The organism is Streptomyces litmocidini (genome assembly GCF_014649755.1).
Lineage (GTDB): Bacteria > Actinomycetota > Actinomycetes > Streptomycetales > Streptomycetaceae > Streptomyces > Streptomyces litmocidini.
Map to the genome: position 1 here is coordinate 233,362 of NZ_BMTQ01000003.1, position 19,443 is coordinate 252,804.

Annotated in this window: 14 protein-coding genes; 7 read left to right on the forward strand and 7 right to left on the reverse strand. The window is 73.3% G+C overall.

Annotated elements, in window-relative coordinates; translation table 11 throughout:
- The first annotated feature begins 158 nt into the window (after window positions 1-158).
- The 3 genes from IE180_RS07645 (at window position 159) to IE180_RS07655 (ending at window position 6,113) form a co-directional block, all read left to right on the forward strand.
- Entirely contained in the window at window positions 159-647 is a 489-nt protein-coding gene (locus tag IE180_RS07645; RefSeq protein WP_190156004.1) for an Lrp/AsnC family transcriptional regulator, read from the forward strand.
- An 86-nt stretch (window positions 648-733) separates the two neighbouring features.
- A complete protein-coding gene (locus IE180_RS07650) occupies window positions 734-4,108 on the forward strand; it encodes a pyruvate carboxylase (protein WP_190156005.1) in 3,375 nt (1,124 codons plus the stop codon).
- Between the two features lie 205 nt (window positions 4,109-4,313).
- On the forward strand, window positions 4,314-6,113 hold the full coding sequence (locus IE180_RS07655; protein ID WP_190156006.1) for an ATP-binding SpoIIE family protein phosphatase: 1,800 nt from the start codon (window positions 4,314-4,316) through the stop codon (window positions 6,111-6,113).
- A 34-nt stretch (window positions 6,114-6,147) separates the two neighbouring features.
- Here the strand turns inward: IE180_RS07655 and IE180_RS07660 are convergent, their stop codons facing one another.
- The 3 genes from IE180_RS07660 to IE180_RS07670 all read right to left on the reverse strand — a co-directional run bounded on the left by IE180_RS07660 (window position 6,148) and on the right by IE180_RS07670 (window position 10,183).
- Window positions 6,148-7,317, reverse strand: coding sequence for an esterase-like activity of phytase family protein (locus IE180_RS07660; protein ID WP_190156007.1), 1,170 nt, complete (start codon window positions 7,315-7,317; stop codon window positions 6,148-6,150).
- 138 nt (window positions 7,318-7,455) lie between these two features.
- On the reverse strand, window positions 7,456-9,057 hold the full coding sequence (locus IE180_RS07665; protein ID WP_190156008.1) for a M4 family metallopeptidase: 1,602 nt from the start codon (window positions 9,055-9,057) through the stop codon (window positions 7,456-7,458).
- Between the two features lie 145 nt (window positions 9,058-9,202).
- Window positions 9,203-10,183: a LysR family transcriptional regulator gene (locus IE180_RS07670; protein ID WP_190156009.1), complete on the reverse strand. Its 981-nt coding sequence runs from the start codon at window positions 10,181-10,183 to the stop codon at window positions 9,203-9,205.
- A 267-nt stretch (window positions 10,184-10,450) separates the two neighbouring features.
- On the opposite strand from IE180_RS07670, the gene IE180_RS07675 reads away from it, so the two are divergent.
- The 4 genes from IE180_RS07675 (at window position 10,451) to IE180_RS37110 (ending at window position 15,132) form a co-directional block, all read left to right on the forward strand.
- Window positions 10,451-11,071: a carbonic anhydrase gene (locus tag IE180_RS07675; protein ID WP_190156010.1), complete on the forward strand. Its 621-nt coding sequence runs from the start codon at window positions 10,451-10,453 to the stop codon at window positions 11,069-11,071.
- Window positions 11,072-11,079: 8 nt separating this feature from the next.
- Window positions 11,080-11,724, forward strand: a complete 645-nt coding sequence (locus IE180_RS07680) for an L-threonylcarbamoyladenylate synthase (protein ID WP_190156011.1) — start codon at window positions 11,080-11,082, stop codon at window positions 11,722-11,724.
- Window positions 11,725-11,954: 230 nt separating this feature from the next.
- On the forward strand, window positions 11,955-13,505 hold the full coding sequence (locus tag IE180_RS07685) for a FadD3 family acyl-CoA ligase (RefSeq protein ID WP_190156012.1): 1,551 nt from the start codon (window positions 11,955-11,957) through the stop codon (window positions 13,503-13,505).
- A 13-nt stretch (window positions 13,506-13,518) separates the two neighbouring features.
- Entirely contained in the window at window positions 13,519-15,132 is a 1,614-nt protein-coding gene (locus IE180_RS37110; protein WP_190156013.1) for a flavin-containing monooxygenase, read from the forward strand.
- A gap of 90 nt (window positions 15,133-15,222) precedes the next feature.
- Here IE180_RS37110 and lipP1 read toward each other — a convergent pair whose 3' ends face one another.
- Genes lipP1 through IE180_RS07710 form a run of 4 tightly spaced genes read right to left on the reverse strand, consistent with a single transcriptional unit; the run spans window position 15,223 to window position 19,388 of the window.
- Window positions 15,223-16,137: a LipP1 family hormone-sensitive lipase gene (gene lipP1 / locus IE180_RS07695; protein WP_229860363.1), complete on the reverse strand. Its 915-nt coding sequence runs from the start codon at window positions 16,135-16,137 to the stop codon at window positions 15,223-15,225.
- Between the two features lie 28 nt (window positions 16,138-16,165).
- Window positions 16,166-16,930 carry a glucose 1-dehydrogenase gene (locus tag IE180_RS07700; protein WP_190156014.1) on the reverse strand — a complete coding sequence of 255 codons (765 nt, stop codon included), beginning with the start codon at window positions 16,928-16,930 and terminating at the stop codon, window positions 16,166-16,168.
- The gene (locus IE180_RS07705; protein WP_190156015.1) at window positions 16,930-17,700 is read right to left on the reverse strand and encodes a glucose 1-dehydrogenase; all 771 of its coding nucleotides are present in this window, start codon (window positions 17,698-17,700) and stop codon (window positions 16,930-16,932) included. The genes IE180_RS07700 and IE180_RS07705 overlap by 1 nt, the downstream gene beginning before the upstream one ends.
- An 8-nt stretch (window positions 17,701-17,708) precedes the next feature.
- Window positions 17,709-19,388, reverse strand: coding sequence for an FAD-dependent oxidoreductase (locus IE180_RS07710; RefSeq protein ID WP_190156016.1), 1,680 nt, complete (start codon window positions 19,386-19,388; stop codon window positions 17,709-17,711).
- Window positions 19,389-19,443: the final 55 nt, after the last annotated feature.

Sequence of the window (19,443 nt, forward strand, 5' to 3'; positions counted from 1 at the left end):
CGACCGTCCCTCCCTCTCGAAGCCGTTCGGGCGGAACCGATGCCCGGCTCGCCCCCAAGGAGCAACCGTAGGGCTTCGGACAGGGCAGATGATTGCCACTTATGCCCTTGAGGCATAGCGTGAGGGCAGAATCTGCCAAGATCCGCAAAGGAGAGCCGATGGACGCCGTGGACTTTCAGATCGTCCATGAGCTGCAGACGGACGGCCGCCTGTCGAACCAGGACCTCGCCGACCGGATCAGGCTGTCCCCCTCCCCCTGTCTGCGCCGGGTGCGCCGGCTCGAGGAGTCGGGACTGATCGGCGGCTACACGGCCACCGTCGACCAGGTCGCCTTCGGCCTGCCGATCACCGTCTTCGTACGGATCCGCCTGGAGCGGCACACCGCCGAGGCGGTGAACGTGTTCGAGCAGCACGTCGGCCTCATCGACCACATCCAGGACTGCTATCTGATGGCCGGCAGCAGCGACTACCTGCTCAGGGTGGTGATCGAGAGCCTGGAGGCGTACGAGGCGCTCGTCCGCACCCGGATCCACGCCATCCCGGGCATCGCGTCGATCGAGTCGAGCTTCGCCTTCGGCAGCGTCAAGCAGTCCCGGGTCTATCCGCGGCCGGGCGTCCCGTCGAAACGGACCACCGGGACGCGATGACCCATGTCGTCGCCCGGAATCTTCAGCGGGCCGCGGCGCAGCCCGTAGCGTTGCCACGACGAGCCGGGCACGGTGAAGGGATCAGAATGTTCCGCAAGGTGCTGGTGGCCAACCGCGGGGAGATCGCGATCCGCGCGTTCCGCGCGGGCTACGAACTGGGGGCGCGCACGGTAGCCGTCTTCCCCCACGAGGACCGCAACTCGCTGCACCGCCTGAAGGCCGACGAGGCCTACGAGATCGGTGAACCCGGTCATCCGGTACGGGCCTACCTCTCGGTGTCGGAGGTCATCCGGGCGGCCCGCCTGGCCGGTGCCGACGCCGTCTACCCGGGTTACGGGTTCCTGTCCGAGAACCCGGAACTGGCGCGCGCCTGCGAGGAGGCGGGCATCACGTTCGTGGGCCCGTCCGCGCAGACCCTGGAGCTGACCGGGAACAAGGCGCGCGCGGTGGCCGCCGCCCGCGAGGCCGGCGTGCCCGTGCTCGGGTCCTCGGCGCCCTCCACCGACGTGGACGAACTCGTGGCGGCCGCCGGGGGGATCGGTTTCCCGGTGTTCGTCAAGGCCGTCGCCGGCGGCGGCGGTCGCGGCATGCGGCGGGTCGAGGACCCGGCGGCGCTGCGCGAGTCCATCGAGGCGGCGGCCCGCGAGGCCGAGTCCGCCTTCGGCGACGCCACCGTCTTCCTGGAGAAGGCCGTCGTCGACCCGCGCCACATCGAGGTGCAGATCCTCGCCGACGGCGAGGGCCGGGTCATCCACCTGTTCGAGCGCGACTGCTCGCTGCAGCGCCGCCACCAGAAGGTGGTCGAGCTCGCGCCCGCCCCGAACCTCGACCCGGCGGTGCGGCAGCGGATCTGCGACGACGCCGTGAAGTTCGCCCGCCGGATCGGCTACCGGAACGCGGGCACCGTGGAGTTCCTCCTCGACCCCGACGGCAACCACGTCTTCATCGAGATGAACCCGCGCATCCAGGTCGAGCACACGGTGACCGAGGAGATCACCGACGTCGACCTGGTGCAGTCGCAGCTGCGCATCGCCGCCGGGGAGAGCCTCGCCGACCTCGGCCTGACGCAGGAGTCCGTCGTCCCGCGCGGCGCCGCCCTGCAGTGCCGCATCACCACCGAGGACCCGGCCAACGGCTTCCGCCCCGACACCGGCATGATCAGCGCCTACCGCTCCCCGGGGGGCTCCGGCATCCGGCTCGACGGCGGAACCACCCACGCCGGTACGGAGGTCAGCGCCCACTTCGACTCGATGCTGGTCAAACTGACCTGCCGGGGAAGGGACTTCAAGGCCGCCGTCGACCGGGCCCGGCGCGCGGTGGCCGAGTTCCGCATCCGGGGCGTGTCCACGAACATCCCCTTCCTCCAGGCCGTCCTGGACGACCCGGACTTCCAGGCCGGGCGGGTCACGACGGCCTTCATCGAGCAGCGGCCGCACCTGCTCACCGCCCGCCACTCGGCCGACCGCGGCACCAAGCTGCTCACCTACCTCGCCGACGTCACCGTGAACAAGCCGCACGGTCCCCGTCCCGAGCTCGTCTCCCCGGTCACCAAGCTGCCCCGGCTGCCCGCCGGCCGCCCGCCCGCCGGCTCACGGCAGCGGCTGGCCGAACTCGGCCCGGAGGGCTTCGCGCGGAACCTGCGCGAGTCGCCGGTCCTCGGCGTCACCGACACCACCTTCCGCGACGCCCACCAGTCGTTGCTCGCCACCCGCGTCCGGACGAAGGACCTGCTCGCCGTCGCCCCGACGGTCGCGCACACGCTGCCGCAGCTGCTGTCCCTGGAGTGCTGGGGCGGCGCCACCTACGACGTCGCCCTGCGCTTCCTCGCCGAGGACCCCTGGGAGCGGCTGGCCGCGCTGCGCGAGGCCGTGCCGAACATCTGCCTGCAGATGCTGCTGCGGGGCCGCAACACCGTGGGGTACACCCCGTACCCGACCGAGGTGACCGACGCCTTCGTGCAGGAGGCCGCCGCCACCGGCATCGACATCTTCCGGATCTTCGACGCGCTCAACGACGTCGACCGGATGCGGCCCGCCATCGAGGCCGTGCGGGAGACCGGGACGGCGGTCGCCGAGGTCGCGCTCTGCTACACCTCCGACCTCTCCGACCCGGCGGAGAAGCTGTACACCCTGGACTACTACCTGCGGCTCGCCGAGAAGATCGTCGCCGCGGGCGCGCACGTCCTCGCGGTCAAGGACATGGCCGGCCTGCTGCGCGCCCCCGCCGCGGCGAAGCTGGTCTCCGCGCTGCGCCGGGAGTTCGAGCTGCCGGTGCACCTCCACACCCACGACACGGCGGGCGGCCAGCTCGCCACGTACCTGGCGGCGGTCCAGGCCGGGGCGGACGCGGTGGACGGCGCGGTGGCCTCCATGGCCGGCACCACCTCGCAGCCCTCGCTGTCGGCGATCGTCGCCGCGACCGACCACTCCGAGCGGCCCACCGGCCTCGACCTGCAGGCGGTCGGCGACCTGGAGCCGTACTGGGAGGGCGTCCGCAGGATCTACGCCCCCTTCGAAGCGGGCCTGGACTCGCCGACGGGACGCGTGTACCACCACGAGATCCCCGGCGGGCAGCTCTCCAACCTGCGCACCCAGGCCGTCGCGCTCGGCCTCGGCGACCGGTTCGAGGACGTCGAGTCGACGTACGCCGCCGCGGACCGGATGCTGGGCCGGCTGGTGAAGGTCACCCCCTCGTCGAAGGTGGTGGGGGACCTCGCGCTGCACCTCGTCGGCGCCGGGGTGGCGCCCGAGGACTTCGAGGCGGCGCCGAACCGGTACGACGTCCCGGACTCCGTCGTCGGCTTCCTCCACGGCGAGCTGGGCACGCCGCCCGGCGGCTGGCCCGAGCCGTTCCGCACCAAGGCCCTCGAGGGCCGCGCCGGACCCAAGCCGATGCGGGAGCTCACCGCGGAGGACCGCACCGGCCTGGCCGAGGACCGGCGCGCCACGCTGAACCGCCTCCTCTTCCCCGGCCCGACGGAGGCGTACGAGGCGCACCGCGAGGCGTACGGCGACACCAGCGTGCTCGACAGCAAGGACTTCTTCTACGGGCTGCGCCCCGGAAAGGAGTACGCCGTCGACTTCGGCCCCGGCGTGCGGCTGCTCATCGCGCTGGAGGCCGTGGGCGAGGCCGACGAGCGCGGCATGCGCACGGTGATGTCCACCCTGAACGGCCAGCTGCGGCCGATCCAGGTGCGGGACAGGACCGCGGCCGCCGGCCTCCCGGTGACCGAGAAGGCCGACAGGTCCGACCCCGGCCATGTCGCCGCGCCGTTCGCCGGCGTGGTCACGCTGGCCGTCGCCGAGGGCGACGAGGTCGAGGCCGGCGCGACGGTGGCGACGATCGAGGCGATGAAGATGGAGGCCTCGATCACCGCTCCGAGGGGCGGCCGGGTCTCCCGGCTGGCCATCACCCGGATCCAGCAGGTGGAGGGCGGCGACCTCCTCGTCGAGATCGGCTGAGGGGACGGGCGGCGGCACGGCGGGCGGCCGGGGCGCCGGGAGGCGGCACGACGGGCGGCCGGGGCGGGGCGCCGGGAGGCGTCCGGCCGCTCTCGTACCGCCTCCGGCCTCCGGCCTTCGGGTGCGCCGGGTGGGAGGCGCGGACGCCGTTTCCGGTGCACACTGGGCACCAAAGCGGCGTCGAGTCCTGTTGGGGGCCGAAAGAGTGAACGGCGGCAGCGGCGGACGGCACCTGCCCGGCCGCGGCTCGGCCGGGCAGGACCCGGCGGGACGTCGCGCTGCCCGGGAGAACGTCCGGTTCCGGAGGGGCAGGGGCGTCCTGCCGCCCGACCGGTTCACCATGCGCAGTCGGCTCGCCTGGCTGAATTCCGCCACCACCAGGATCGGTACGACCCTGGACCTGGAGCGCACCGCGCAGGAACTCGCGGAGTTCACCGTGCCCCGCTTCGCCGACGGGGCGGCCGTGGACATCCTCGAGAGCGTCCTGCGGGGCGACGAGGGGTCCCGGTGGACGGAGCCCGGCATCCCGCCCATGCGGGCCACGGCGCTGTGCGCCATCGAGGAGCTCTCCTCGCTGGAGCCGACCCCGGTGGGCGAGACCTTCGTCCACACCGAGCAGCCCCACGAGACCCTGCTCCACCGGTACTGCCTCCGGCAGGGCAAGCCGGTCCTGCTGAGCCGCATGCGCGACGACGACTTCCTGCGCGTCGCGCCCACCGCGAGCGCGGCGGCCAAGATGCGGGACGCCGGGGTGCACAGCTATCTGGCCGTGCCCCTCGTCGCCCGCGGGCTGCTGCTCGGCAGCGCCGACTTCGTCCGTGCCCCCGGGACGCCCCCGTTCTCCACGACCGACCTGGCGCTGGCCGAGCAGCTCGCCTCCAAGGCGGCCGTCTTCATCGACAACGCCCGGCTGTACGGGCGCGAGCGCGAGCACGTCGTCTCCTTGCAGCGCAGTCTGCTGCCCCGTGTGAACCCGACGACTCCGGGCCTGCTGGTGCACTCCGAGTACGCTCCCGCGGCGGCCCACCACGGCGTGGGCGGGGACTGGTACGACGTGATGGCGCTGCCCGGCGGGCGGACAGCCCTCATGGTGGGCGACGTGATGGGACACGGGCTGCCGGCCGCCGCCACCATGGGGCGGCTGCGGACCGTCGCCCGCACCCTCATGACCCTGGACACGGCGCCCGAGCGGATCCTGGCCCGGCTGGACCTGGCCACCCGCGATCTGGAGGACGAGCAGGTCGCCACCTGTCTCTGCGCCGTCTACGACCCCGCCGACTCCACGTACACGCTGGCGAGCGCCGGGCACCTGCCGCCGCTGCTCCTCGACGGGCGGGGCGGCGGCGAGTTCGTCCCGGTGCCGATCGGCGCGCCGCTGGGCGCGGGGGTGATCCCGTACGACCCGCTGCGGCTCCGCGTCCCGGAGGGTGCCCATCTGGTCATGTACACGGACGGCCTGGTGAAGTCCCGCGAGGAGGACGTGGACGCCCAGCTGGACCGGCTCCGCTCGGCCGCGCTGGGCCTGACTCCCGAGGCGTTGCAGCAGGGCGGTCTGGTGGGGTGCGCTTCGGCCGCGGCCGCCCGCTTCGACGAGGCGGTGCTCCTCGTGACGGCGGACTCCCCGCTCCCGGCCGGGGACCTGCGGGTGTGGAAACTGCCGCAGGACGGCCGGGCCGCCTCGGTCGCCCGGGGCCTCGTCACCGGGCAGCTCGCCGCGTGGGGGCTCGCGGAGCTGGCGGACGTGTCCGAACTCGTCGTCTCCGAGCTGGTCGGCAACGCGCTGCGGTACGGGAACGGGCCGGGCGAGCTGCGGTTGCTGCGGGGGGAGCGGCTCGTCGTGGAGGTCTCGGACACCGGTCCCGACCTGCCCCAGATCCAGCACGCGGACCTCAGCGACGAGGGCGGCCGGGGACTTCAGCTCATCAACATGCTGTGCCGCAGGTGGGGTTCCTGTCGCACCGTCACCGGCAAGGTGGTCTGGGCGGAACAGAACATGCCCTCCTGAAGCGCGCTCGGGCCGGCCACCGCTCGTGCCGGGGTCAGCGGAGGGCGAGGGCGACGATCTGGGTGACCGCCTCCGCGTCGAAGTTGTCGTCGCTGACCAGGATCAGCGACCGCTCGCCGGACGGCAGGACCGGTCCCCAGGTCATGCCTTCGGTGTTGTCGACGGTGGAGAGGCCGAGGGTGTGGAAGTCCGCGACGAGCGTCTTGCGCATCGCCACCACGGGCCGTCCGGCCAGGGACTCCACCGCCTGCACATCGGTCGCCCCGCGCGTGGTGGCGTCGTAGAGGCGGATCTTGTATCCCGACCCGGCGACCCAGGTGCGCTCGAGCACGAGGTAGCGCTCGGGGTCGTCGGGGAAGGCGAGGATCGACGGGACGCCGGTGTCCGGGGCCCAGGGGCTGGTCGGGTCGGACGGGGCGAAGATCTTCTCGATGGGGTACGCGAACTGTCCGAGCACCCGGCCTCCGCGCGTCTGCCGCGTGACCCGGACGAGGGCGCCGTGCTCCAGGTCGGGCACGGGACCGTCCTGGAGCAGGGGTCCTTCGACCGCGCTGGTCACCACGCGGCCGTGGGAGCCGAAGGTGATGGCCTCGATCGCCTGGTTCCGGCGCGGCCCGCGTTCGTCCATGGTGATCTCGTAGTTCGACGGCAGGCGGAACCGGCCCCGGTGGGCGCCGGTGGGACCGGCGAACTGGACGGACGGCTGGATGACCGGTCCGGCGCCGACCGCCTTGGGCCGGTCGCCCTCCTGCGCCCACCAGTAGTCGCAGCCGCGCGGGTCGACCCGGATCTCCTCGGGGTCGACGGCCTTGCCGTCCCCGACGGACGGCGACGGGTAGGCGGAGCCGTCCGGCTGGAGGAAGGGGTGGGTGCCGGTGAAGTCCACGGAGTGCACGCCGTCCGCGTCCACGTCCAGCCTGGCGGTGTAGAAGCGGGCGGGCTGCAGGTACGAGCGGTCGTCGCTGATGAACACGTACTCGCCGGTGCACCGGTTGCGGTCGACTCCGGAGAGGCCGCCGACCGTGGTGCCCCGGAAGTCGAGCTTGTGCGGGACGATCTTCTCACCGAGCAGACGGGCGTGGGCGGCGCGCTCCGACGGGCGGTCCTCTCCGCCGGGTTGGGCGGCCGCGGCCACGGCGGGGGCCAGCGTCGACGTCAGGAGGAGGGCCGCGGCGAGCGCCCGGCGCGTCAGGGGGGATCTCATGCGGATGATCTTGCCGTTGCGCGGTGTGACGGCGCAGTCGCCCAATCGGGTGCTCTTGCCGGTGTGACGCGCTCGGGCCCCGCCGTGGCGGCGGGGCCCGAGCGGCCGATCGGATCGATCGGGTCACATGACGGCGGGTCAGAGGACGTTGACCCCGGTCCAGGCCGCGGCCACGGTGGCGTACTCGGGGCCGGTGGCGCCGTACAGGTCCTTCGCCGCGCTCAGGGTCGCCGCGCGGGCGCCCTTGTAGTCCGTGGTGGAGGTCATGTAGACGGTCAGCGCCCGGTACCAGATGGCGGAGGCCTTCTGGTTGCCGATGCCCGTGACGGTGGAGCCGTTGTACGTCGGGCTGTTGTAGGTGACGCCGTTGATCGTCTTGGTGCCGCTGCCCTCGCTGGCGAGGTAGAACCAGTGGTTGCCGACGCCCGAGGAGTTGTGCACGTCGAGCCGGCCGACGGACTTCGACCAGTAGTCGGCGGAGCGGCCGTCGAGGGAGGGCTTGTCGAAGCGGCGCAGCCACGGCGGGGTGGACTGGTCGCTGAAGAGGTAGTCCGGGGTGTCGATCGGGTTGTTGGCGTACCACTCGACCATCGTGCCGAGGATGTCGCTGGTGGCCTCGTTCAGGCCGCCGGACTCTCCGCTGTAGCGCAGGTTGGCGGTGGCCGAGGTGACGCCGTGGGTCATCTCGTGGCCCATGGTGTCGAGGTCGACCTGCTCGGGGTCGGTGACGCCGTCGCCGTCGCCGGTCATCATGCAGAAGCAGGCGTCCGACCACTGGGCGTTGTCCCAGTTGGTGCCGACGTGGACGAAGACGGTGGCGCCGCGGCCGTCGTTCTTGATGCCGTTGCGGCCGAAGGTGCTCTTGTAGTAGTCGAAGGTCTTCGCGGTGTTGGCGTGCGCGTCGACGGCGGCGGTGGCGCGGTCGGTGGAGAACTTCCGGCCGTCGCCCCAGATGTTGTCGGCGTCGGTGAACAGGGTGCCGGAGGAACTGCTCAGGGACGAGGACGAGACGTTGTGCGCGTCCTTGGTGATGTGGCCGCGGACCGGGTCGATCAGCGCGAAGGTGCCGTTGGCCTGCTGGGTGGTGTCGAGGGTGATGTCACCGGTGTACTCGGAGTGGCCGGTGCCGGTCGACTCGTGCTCGGAGTCGTAGTTCTCGATCGCGGCGCCGGTGGTGGCGTCGGTGACGAACACCTCGCCGTGCGGCTGGCCCTTGTCGCCCAGGCCCTGGACGGTGGTGCGCCAGGCCAGGCGGGGGGTGCCGTCGGCGGCCCACACGATCAGCTCGGGGGTGGACCTGGCGTCGCTGACGACGCCCTGCGCGCGCTTGAGGGCGCCGGCCGCGGTGCCCTTGGCGTCGGCGGCGGGGGTGACGGACGCGAGCGCCACCTTGCGGGCCTTGGCGTGGCTGGAGCCCTTGAGCGAGCCGTCGGCCTTCTGGTGGACGACGAAGTCGCCGCCGACGACCGGGAGGCCGCGGTAGGTCCGGTCGAAGCGGACGTGCTGGGTGCCGTCGGCGTCGATCACGACGTCCTTGACCTGGAGCGCCTGACCCGCGCCGAAGCCGAAGGCGTCGGCGTGCCGGGTCACGTTCGCCTGGGCCCGGGATATCGCCGTGTCGCGGGCCGGGTTCCCGTGCGGCGCCGCGTCGGACTGCGAGTACGCCGGTACGGCCACCGCGCCCGTGGTGATGACGGCGGCGGCGACCATGGTGGAGAGGACAAGGAGGGGACGGGACATGACGGGGTGTTCCTTCGCTCGTCGTGGGGGGTGACGACGTCCTTGGACGTTGACGCGAAGTGTTCACCAGGTGACATGTTCCTGACGTGATCCCATGTGGGGTATAGCCCCGGGGTTATAGGGGCGCCGAACGAGGGCCCGCCGGTCAGCCGTCCGCGCCGAGCGCGAACCCCTCGCCGCCGCCCTCCCACCAGGCCAGGTACTGCGGGCGCTGCCGCACCAGCGACAGGTACTGCGCGAGCAGCCGTTCGGCCACCGCGTCGGCGAGCTCCGGCGGAACCGACTCCGGGTTCCAGGCCAGTTGCAGCCGCCGGTGGAACGGGACGCCCGCGAGCGGCCGCTGCACGGTGCCCTGGGCGGGCACCTCGGCGCTCGGCCACACCCCGCAGACGGCACGCCGGCCGGCGACCAGGATCTGCGCCACGGACAGGTCCGGCGTCACGTGCGCGATGCGCGGGGTGAATCCCGCCGACTGGCAGGTGAGGTGGAGATAGGCGTGCACCCCGCTCTCGTCGGCCTCCGGCATGACCCACTCCTCGTCGCGGAGTTCGCCCAGCCCGACGCTCTCCCGGCGGGCCAGCGGGTGGTCGTCGGCGAGCAGGACGAAGACCGGTTCGCGCACCAGCGTGCGCGTCACGACCGACTCGCCGACCGGGAGCGGGAAGCCGGGGAACTCTCCGAAGACCGCGATGTCGCATTTCGACTGGCTCAGCGCCTTCACGAGGGTGTGCACCGAACGGCGGGCGTCGATGGCCAGTCGGCTCTCCGGCACGAGCTCGAAAAGGGCCGATATGAGCAGTGACACCAAGGGGCCGGCCGTGCCGCCCGCCCGCAGCGGCGCGGCCGTACCGCTGTCCCTCTCGGCGGCCGATCGCGCGTGCTCGCGCAGCCGGTCGAAGCCGACCACGAGGTCACGCGCGCAGCGCAGGACGTACTGGCCGTGCTCGTTCGGCTTCACGCCCTCGGCACTGCGGATGAAGAGCGGGCCGCCGAGCTCCTGTTCGATCCGCTTCAGTTGAGCGCTCGTGGCGGGCTGGGAGAGCTGCAGCCGTGCGGCGGCCCTGCGGATGCTGCCGGCCTCGGCGACGGTGAGCAGGACACGGAGGTGCCGGAACTCGAGGTGCATGAACTTTCCCCGCTCAGGGCGGAGGGCCCTGAGCACCCCCCGTGACCAGCAGAACCAGCTGCCCGAGAGGCATGGTCACCAAGACTCCGGCGGGGCCGCCGGGGCGGCAACCACGGGAGGGCAAAATCTACGTGGGCATGCCACGGTTTCGCCCCGCCGTCCCCCTGCCGGACCGCGCGCCCGGAGGCGCCGACCCCGCGGGCCGCCCACCGCTTTCCGGGGGACCGGCCGGGAACCGGCCGGGAACGGCTCGTTACAGTGGGTGCCATGCCTCGCACATCGCCTTCGGTCGCTCTCGACGCCATGCTCGCCGGCAACCGCCGCTTCGTCGCCGGGACCCCGGACCACCCCAATCAGGACGCCGCCCGCCGTGCGCAGCTCGCACCCGGACAGGAGCCGTTCGCGGTCATCCTCGGGTGCTCCGACTCACGGCTCGCGGCCGAGATCATCTTCGACCAGGGACTCGGCGACCTGTTCGTCGTACGGACCGCCGGCCATGTGCTGGGGGCCGAGGTGCTGGGCAGCGTCGAGTACGCCACGAGCGTGCTCGGCTGCCGGCTGGTCGTCGTCCTGGGACACGACTCGTGCGGCGCCGTCGCGGCGGCCCGCGCCGCGGTGGAGGACGGACTGCCGGCGGGCGGATTCGTACGGGACGTGGTGGAGCGGGTGACGCCGAGCGTCCTGGCGGCCCGCGCCGCCGGTCTGACCGAGGACAGCGACATCATCGACGAGCACATAAGGCACACGGTGCAGCTGCTCATGGACCGTTCCCGGGTCCTGTCGGAGCAGGTGCGGACGGGCGAGGTGGCGGTCGTGGGACTGGCCTACCAGCTCGCCGAGGGCAATGCCCGGATGGTGACCTCGCACGGCGTGGAGAGCACGGAGTGAACGACCCCATGGCACAGCGGTTCGACTGCTCGGACCCGTCGGCCCGCCGGGCGGGCATCGACGCGGCGGTGGCCGTCCTCGGGGAGGGACGCCTCGTCGTCCTTCCGACGGACACCGTCTACGGCGTCGGCGCCGACGCCTTCGACCCGAAGGCCGTCGCCGGCCTGCTGGCCGCGAAGGGACGGGGCCGGCACAAGCCCTCCCCCGTGCTCGTCGGCTCCAGGGACGCGCTCGACGGCCTGGTCGAGGACCTGCCGGAGAAGGCCGGGGAACTGATCGGGGCCTTCTGGCCGGGCGGTCTGACCCTGGTGCTCCGCCACCGGCCCTCACTCTCCTGGGACCTGGGCGAGACCGGCGGGACGGTGGCCGTGCGGATGCCCGACCACCCCCTCGCGCTCGACCTGCTGGCCGCCGCCGGCCCGATGGCCGTCTCCAGCGCGAACCTCACCGACCGGCCCTCGCCGGAGGACTGCGACGCGGCCTTCGGCATGCTGGGCGATTCCGTGGCGGTGTACCTCGACGGGGGCCGGACCGCCGGGCCGGTGTCGTCGTCGATCGTCGACCTGACCGGCGACGCCCCGCTCCTGGTCCGGGAGGGCGTCCTGTCCGCCGCGGAGCTGGCGGAGGTCGTACCCGACCTGATCGTGCCCTGACCCCTCCCCCGCCACCGGCACACCACCGCACCGCCGTCCCCGTTCCCGGGGCGGCGGTGCCGTCGTTCCAGGGGGCGGACGGCCGGAGCCGGAAGAAACCCCCGCACCTTCCCGGTGAGCGGGAACCTCCCCCTGCGCCGGGGCGCCCCTCCCTGCCAGGCTCCGATCCGCCGTGGTTCCACCGCCCGTGCCCCGCCGGGGGCGGGGCAGCAGGGAGGACGTGACAGATCATGAGGGGCGCGCAGACCACCGCCGGGCTCGCGGACTGGGCCGCGGAGCGGTACGGGGATGAGGAGGCCCTCGTCTTCGGCGAGGAGCGCTGGACGTTCGCGGAGCTCCGCGACCGGGTGGACCGGGCGGCACGCGCGGTGATCGCGCAGGGGGTGCGCCCCGGCGACTCGGTCGCCGTGTGGGCCCCCAACAGCGCGCGCTGGGTGGTGGCCGCGCTCGGCGCGGTGGCGGCCGGCGGGGTGCTCGTCCCGGTGAACACCCGCTACAAGGCGGCCGAGGCCGCCGACATCCTGCGCCGTTCCCGGACCCGGCTGCTCTTCACCGAGCACGACTTCCTGGGTACGGACTACCGGGCGCTGCTCGTGGCATCCGGGGAGGCGCTCCCGCTCCTGGAGCGGACGGTGGCCCTGCACTCGGCGGACTGGCCGTGCTTCCTGTCGGCGGCGGACCGGGTGACCGGGGAGGAGCGGCTCGCCCGTACCGCCGCCGTGCGGCCGGCCGACACCGCCGACGTCCTCTTCACCTCCGGCACCACCGGCCGCCCCAAGGGGGTCCCCGCCACCCACGGGCAGAACCTGCGCGTGTACGACGCCTGGGCCCGTACGGTCACCCTCCGGCGCGGCGACCGCCACCTCCTCGTCAATCCGTTCTTCCACACCTTCGGCTACAAGGCGGGCGTCCTCGCCTGTCTGCTGCACGGGGCCACGATCGTCCCGGAGCGGGTCTTCGACGCCGAGGCCGTGCTCGGCCGGATACGGGACGAGCGCATCTCCGTCCTGACCGGCGCCCCGACGGTCTTCACCTCGCTCATCCACCATCCCGCACGCGGGGCGTACGACCTGACGTCGATGCGGATGGCGGTCACGGGCGCGGCGAACGTCCCCGTCACGCTCATCGAGGAGATCAGGACGTCCCTCGGCGCGCGGAGCGTCAACACCGCGTACGGGCTGACCGAGTCGACGGGCGTGGTCGCGATCTGCCCGCCGCACGAGTCGCCGGAGACCCTGGCCCGCACCTCCGGGACGGCCCTGGAGGGCACGGAGCTGCGCGTCGACGCCCCGCCCGGGGAGCCGGGCGAGATCCTCACCCGCGGCTACCACGTGATGCACGGCTACCTCGACGACCCCGAGGCCACCGCCCGGGTCGTGGACGCGGAGGGCTGGCTGCACACGGGGGACGTCGGGGTGCTCGACGAGCGCGGGTTCCTGAGGATCACCGACCGGCTCAAGGACATGTTCGTCGTGGGCGGGTTCAACGTGTACCCGGCGGAGGTGGAGCAGGTGCTGCGCGGCCACCCCGCCGTCCGGGACGCGGCGGTCGTCGGCGTGCCGGACGCACGTCTCGGGGAGGTCGGCGTCGCGTACTGCGTACCGGCGGGCGGGGCTCCGGTCGACGCGGCCGAGCTGACCGCGTACACGCGCGAGCGGCTGGCCAACTTCAAGGTCCCGCGCGCCTTCCGCTCCGTGCCGGAGCTGCCGCACAACGCGGCGGGCAAGGTCGACAAGAAGGCGCTGCGACGGTCGGCGGCGAACACCACCACCACTCGATGAGGAGAGTACGAACGTGAACGACAGCATCACCGAGTCCGTCGACGTGGTCGTCGTCGGGGCGGGCGTCACCGGTCTGTACGCCGTGCACAGGCTGCGCGGTCTCGGACACAGCGTGCGCGGCTTCGAGCGCGGGGACGACGTGGGCGGCGTCTGGTACTGGAACCGCTACCCCGGCGCGCGCTGCGACGTGGAGTCCGTGGACTACTCGTACTCCTTCGACGAGGAGCTCCAGCAGGAGTGGGACTGGAGCGAGAAGTACGCCGCGCAGCCGGAGATCGTCCGCTATCTGCGGCACGTCGCCGACCGCTTCGACCTGCGCCGCAGCTACACCTTCGCGACCTCGGTGACCTCCGCCGAGCTGGACGAGGAGACGCTGCGCTGGACGGTCCGCACGGACGGCGGCGAGGTGGTCTCGGCCCGGTACTGCGTGTTCGCCGTCGGCTGCCTCTCCAGCACGCACGTGCCGGACGTCCCGGGGGCCGGGGACTTCGCGGGCGCCACGTACCACACCGGTGAGTGGCCGCACGAGGGCGTGGACTTCGGCGGGCTGCGCGTCGGCGTCCTCGGCACCGGCTCCTCCGGCATCCAGGCCGTTCCCCTGATCGCCGAGCAGGCGGCGCACCTCACCGTCTTCCAGCGCAGCGCCAACTTCAGCATCCCGGCGGGAAACGCGCCCCTGGACGAGGAGACGCGCCGCCGGCAGAAGGCGGACTACGCCGAACGGCGGCGGCTCTCGCGGCTCAGCGGCGGCGGTTCGCCGCACGCGGCGCACCCGTCGGCGACGTTCGACGTCTCCCCCGAGGAGCGGCGGGCCGCGTTCGAGGAGCGCTGGGAACTCGGCGGCGTCCTGTACTCCAAGACGTTCCCCGACCAGCTCACCGACCGGGCGGCCAACGAGGAGGCCCGCGCCTTCTGGGAGGAGAAGGTCCGCGCGCTCGTCGAGGACCCGGCCGTCGCGGACCTCCTCGTGCCGACGGACCATCCGATCGGCACCAAGAGGATCGTCACCGACTCGCACTACTACGAGACGTTCAACCGCGACGACGTGCGGCTCGTGAGCCTGCGGGAGAACGCGATCGAACGGATCGACCGCACCGGGATCGTGCTGGCCGACGGCAGCCGGGTGGAGCTGGACGCGATCGTGTTCGCGACCGGTTTCGACGCGATGACCGGGGCGATCGACCGGGTGGACGTCCGGGGGCGGGGCGGCCGGAGGCTGAAGGACGTGTGGAGCGGAGGTCCCCGCACCTATCTGGGCCTGGGCGTCGACGGCTTCCCGAACCTGTTCAACCTCACCGGGCCCGGCAGCCCGTCCGTCATGGCCAACGTCGTGCTCTGCGCCGAGCAGCACGTCGACTGGCTCGCCGACTGCCTGCGCCATCTGGACGAGCACGGCTACCGCGCGATCGAGGCGGACGAGGAGGCCGTCGAGCAGTGGGTGGCCCAGTGCCGCGACCGGGCGGCGGCCACCCTGTTCCCGGCGGCGAACTCCTGGTACCTGGGGGCCAACATCCCCGGGAAGCCCCGGGTGTTCATGCCGTTCGTCGGGGGCTTCGGGGTGTACGGGGAGATCATCGCGGACGTGGCGGCCTCGGGGTACGAGGGGTTCACCCTGATACGGGGCTGATGCGGTCCGTACGCGTGCGTGCGCCCCGTCCCCACCCGGCCGGGTGGGGACGGGGCGCACGCACGCGTACGGACCGCGGTCGACGCGGGGCTAGAGCCTCCCGAGGGCCTTGCGCAGGGCCGCGAAGGCGCTCTCGCGGGCCTCGGCCGCCGCCGGCAGGGCGCCCGCCATGGAGAGGAAGCCGTGGAACATCCCGGCGTGGTGGCGGGCCTCCACGGGGACGCCCGCGGCGGCGAGGGCCTCCGCGTACGCCAGGCCGTCGTCCCGCAGCGGGTCGAAGCCGGCGGTGACGATCTGGGCCGGCGGGAGCCCGGACAGGTCGGCGCCCGCCAGCGGGGCCGCGTAGGGGCTGGTGCGGTGCGCCGGGGCCTGCAGATAGCCGTCCCAGTACCAGCGCAGGTGGTCGGCGGTGAGGAAGTAGCCCCGGGCGTTCTCCCGGTGCGAGGGGCGGGAGCGAGTGGGGTCGAGCATCGGGTAGTAGAGCGCCTGGCAGGCGATCCCGGGGCCGCCCCGGTCGCGGGAGAGCAGGGTGAGGACGGTGGCGAGGTTGGCGCCCGCGCTGTCCCCGGCGACGGCGATCCGCCGGCCCGGGTGGGCCGCCGCCGTCCACAGCAGGGCCGTGTAGGCGTCCTCGGGGGCGGCGGGGAAGGGGTGCTCGGGGGCGCGACGGTAGTCGACGGAGACGACGACCGCCTCCGTGGCCAGGGCGAGGGAGCGGCAGAAGGGGTCGTGGCTGTCGAGGTCGCAGAGGACGAAGCCGCCCCCGTGACAGAAGACGATCACGGGGGCGGTCCCGTGGACGGCCGGATCGTAGACGCGTACGGGCACGCCGTCGGCGTCCTCGTCCGTGACGCGGGCGACGGGCGGCGGCGGGACGGCGGGCCGGGGGCGGGCGGCGAAGAAGGCGCGCACCTCGGCGATGTCCGTCATCTCCGTGGCCAGCGGGGGGAAGCCGGCGGTGGCCAGGTCGATGACCTTCTGGACCTCGGGGTCGGGCCGGTTCACGTGTCGGCTCCCTTCGGGGTCGGTGGGTTCACGCGCTCGTCCCCTTCGGGGCGAGGGCGGGCATGCGGCCGGCCGACGCGCCGCCGTCCACCGCGAGTTCGGCGCCGGACAGGTAGGAGGAGTCGTCGGAGGCGAGGAAGGCGACGAGGCGGGCGACCTCCTCGGGCTCCCCCACCCGTCCGAGCGGCGCGGCCGGATGCTCCCTGGTGCCCAGGTGCGCGGTCATGGCGGTGGCGATGGCGCCGGGGTGGACGGAGTTGACCCGGATGCCGTCCGGGCCGAGTTCCAGGGCGGCCGTTCTCGTGAGGCCCCGCAGGCCCCACTTCGCGGCCCCGTAGGCGCCGTGGCCCCAGATGCCCTGGAGGCCTGCCTGCGAGGAGATGTTGACGATGGACCCGCCGCCGCCCTCCTTCATCGCTCCGGCGACGGCGCGGACGCCGAGGAACGGACCGACCAGGTTGACGCGGAGGATCGCCTCCAGACGGGCCGGGTCCTCCTCGGTGATGGGCGAGGTGGAGTGGATCGCGGCGTTGTTGACGAGGACGTCGAGCCGGCCGAAGGCGTCCAGGGCGGTGGCCACGGCGGTCGTCCAGGACCGCTCGTCGGTCACGTCGTGGCGTACGAACCGGGCGGCGGCGCCGAGGGAGGCGGCGGTCGCCCCTCCCTCCGGCTCCAGGACGTCGGTGAGGACGACCTTCGCGCCGAGGGCGGCGAACAGGCGGGCCTCGGCCTCGCCCATGCCGCGTGCCGCGCCGGTGACCAGCGCGACCTTTCCTGTCAGGTCGACGGGCATCAGGGGTTCTCCTCGATCGGTCGGAGGGCCGGGCCGGCCGTCCAGCCGCCGTCGACGGCCAGTTCGGCGCCGGTGACGTACGAGGCGGCGTCCGAGAGCAGGAAGGCGACCGCCCGCGCGATCTCGTGGGGTTCGCCGACCCGTCCCATCGGTGTGTCCGGGTACTTCCCCTCGCCCCGCTCGATGCCCACGTGGGCGGTCATCGGGGTGTGGATCATGCCGGGGTGGACGGAGTTGACGCGGATCCGGGCGGCGGCGAGCTCCACCGCGCCGAGCTTGGTGAGCCCGCGCACGCCCCACTTGGCCGCGCCGTAGCCGGCGGTCCCGGCCAGGCCCATGAGGCCGGCCGCGGAGGAGACGTTGACGATGGCCCCGCCGCCGCTCTCCCGCATCGCCGGGACCACGGCCCGCATCCCGAGGAAGACTCCGGTGAGGTCGATGTCGACGACCCGCCGGAAGTCCTCGGCCGTCTGCTCCTCCAGGGGGTGGGAGCCCCCGGATATCCCGGCGTTGTTGACGAGGCCGTCCACCCGGCCGAAGGCGGCGGCCGCGAAGTCGACGACCTCGCGCCAGTCGTCCTCGGAGGTGACGTCGTGGCGGACGAACCGGGCGTGGTCGCCGAGCCGCCGAGCCGCGGCGCGCCCCTCCTCCTCCCGTACGTCGGTGAGGACGACCCGGGCGCCGGACTCGACGGCCGCCCGTCCGGTCTCCGCGCCGATCCCCCGCGCCCCGCCGGTGACGATCACCGTTCGGCCCCGCAGGTCCGTCACGGGGCCGCTCACCGGGCCTCGGCGGAACGCGTCCGGGCGATGTGGCCGGCCGCGAGCCAGCTGAAGGTCATGGCGGGGCCGATGGTCGCGCCGGGTCCCGGATAGGTCTCGCCCATGACGGCGGACGAGACGTTGCCGGAGGCGTACAGGCCGTCGACGGGCGTGCCGTCCTCCCGCAGCACGCGGGCGGTGGCGTCGGTGACCAGGCCGCCCTTGGTGCCGATGTCGCCGGGGTGGACGGGGATCGCGAAGTAGGGGCCCTTCTCCAGCGGCGCCAGGTTGGGGTTGGGCAGCGTGGGGTCGCCGTAGTAGCGGTCGTAGACGCTGTCGCCGCGGTGGAAGTCCTCGTCGCGGCCGGCGCGGGCGAAGCCGTTGAAGCGCTCCACGGTGGCGCGCAACCGCTCCGGGGCGACGCCGATCCGGTGGGCCAGCTCCTCGACGGTCGCGGCCTTCCTGACGAAGCCGCTCTCCAGCCACGGCTTGGGGAACGCCTGCCCCGGGAAGAGGCCCATGAAGAGGTAGCGGGCCCTGGCGGTGGCGTCGAGGATCAGCCAGGACGGCACGGTGCTCGCCCCCGGCCTGTCGTGGGCGTACATGGCGTCGACGAACTCGTGGTACGGGGCGGCCTCGTTGGCGTAGCGCTCCCCCGCCGCGTCGACGATCACCATGGAGGGGACGCCGCGGTCGGCGACGAGGAAGAACGGCTTCTCCCCGGGGGGCACCACCGACGGCGCGCCCCAGACCTTGTCCATCAGGTCGGTCGCGGCGCCGAGGGCCGTGGCCGGCTCCAGGGCGTCGCCGGTCTGGCCCTCGGCGGCGGAACTCCATTCGGTGGAGGTGGGCGCGGGCAGGTGCTTCTCGCGGAGCCGCTGGTCGTGGGAGAAGCCTCCGGAGGCGAGGACGACGCCGCCGGTCGCCCGGACCGTCAGCTCGCGTCCCTTCCGGTCGATCCGGACGCCGGTGACCCGGCCGTCCTCCTCGACGAGGCCGGTCATCGGGGCGGAGAGCCACAGGTCGGCGCCGAGGGCGTCGAGCGAGTGCCGCATGCGGGCGATCAGCGCCTCCCCGAGGGAGAGCGGCTCCTTGCCGGTGAGCTTCGCCCCGACCGCCTGGGCGCCGACCCTGAGGGCGGTGCGGCGGCCGGCCCAGGTGCGCGCCACCATGTTCAGGTGCCGGAAGTCCCGGGAGGTGATGGTGAGGCCGTGGGTGGGCAGTCCGGCGCGGCGCATGGTGGCGCGCTGCTCGGGGCCGAGCTTCCTGAAGTCGAAGACCTGGGGTTCGACGGAGCGGCCCTGCGGGTAGCCGCCGAGCCGCTCGGGGTAGTAGTCGGAGTAGCCGGGGGTGTAGACGAACCGCACGGCGGTGCGGTCGTGGAACTCCCTGACCATCCGCGGTCCGTGGGTGACGTAGGCGTCCTTGCGCTCGGCGGGGACCCGGTCGCCGACCGTGGCGTCCAGGTAGGCGCGGGCCTTCTCGGGGGTGTCGCCGAGGCCGGCGGCGTCCAGGTGGAAGTTGTCCGGGACCCATATCGCGCCGCCGGACAGGGCGGTCGAGCCGCCGTAGACCTCGGTCTTCTCCACCACCAGGGCGGTCAGTCCGCGGAGTCGGGCGGTGATGGCCGCGGCCATGCCGGCGGCGCCGGAGCCGACGACCACCACGTCGTAGGTGTGGTCCCACTGGTCGTTCATGCGGTTCTCCCTGGTCGTGTCGGAAGGGCCCTGCGTGGGTCGGCGGCCGGGGCGG